Raw genomic sequence first — 899 nt, 5'->3', positions numbered from 1 at the left:
TATGTGGGTGAGCAAGACCTCTTTCAAACCACAAGCAAACGAGATGAGATTAATGATATTCCAGCGTTGCGCGGTCATTTACGCACTATGACCATGCCTGAATATCAAAAATTTCAGCAACACATGCTTAACTTAATTCGCTAAATCCATTCCACTGTTCTCAGTACAGTTGGTCTCTTTTCAAAAGAGCGGATTTGTAGCAATAACAATAAGGAGAACGACAATGATGGGCTTGCTCATTTTCTTGGGGATTTTTGTTATATTGATTGTGTGGGGCATCAATATTCGCAATACGATTGTGCGTTACTTCAATGCCACTAAACGAGCTTGGTCAGAAGTCGCCAACTTTGAACGCCAAAAAGTAAAAACTTTAGAGGCTTTGGAAGCAACCTTGGCGCAATACACTCAGTTTGAAAAATCAACCTTAGAAAAAGTTACAGAGCTTCGTCAGCAAATCTTGAACTTGAATGTCAATGATACGGATATTTCTCAACTACAAAGCATCGAAAAAATGAGTAAAGAACTCATCCGTAGCCTCAACGTCGTTGTAGAAAATTATCCAGAGTTAAAGGCTGATGCGCTTTACAGCAAAATGATGGATGACATTCAAGAGCAAAACGAAAATGTTGGTGCTGCGATTACAATCTTTAACCGTAATGTTGAGTTATTCAACAACCACATCCAAGTTTTCCCAAATAACCTGATCAATACACTGACATTATCGAAGAAAGAAATTCGCCCATTTAGGGATAATCTTGCGACTGAAAATTTTGACTATAAACCAAATTTTTAAAAGACCCCTTGTTTGACTCAAGCCAGTTACTCAGTAGAGAATAATTGGCTTTTTGATACATGGTCTTATTTAGTTGCTCACTAAATTATTAAAAAATCAAATTAAA

General features: G+C 37.0%; 1 protein-coding gene. It reads left to right on the top strand.

Features of this window, described 5'->3' with window-relative positions:
- Positions 1 to 223 precede the first annotated feature (223 nt).
- Positions 224 to 793, top strand: a complete 570-nt coding sequence (locus B4237_RS16945) for a LemA family protein (RefSeq protein ID WP_019383705.1) — start codon at positions 224 to 226, stop codon at positions 791 to 793.
- Positions 794 to 899 lie beyond the last annotated feature (106 nt).

The sequence above is a fragment of the Acinetobacter sp. UBA6526 genome (genome assembly GCF_002434875.1).
Taxonomy (GTDB): Bacteria; Pseudomonadota; Gammaproteobacteria; order Pseudomonadales; family Moraxellaceae; genus Acinetobacter; species Acinetobacter venetianus.
This window is presented reverse-complemented; position numbering and strand designations above follow the sequence as displayed.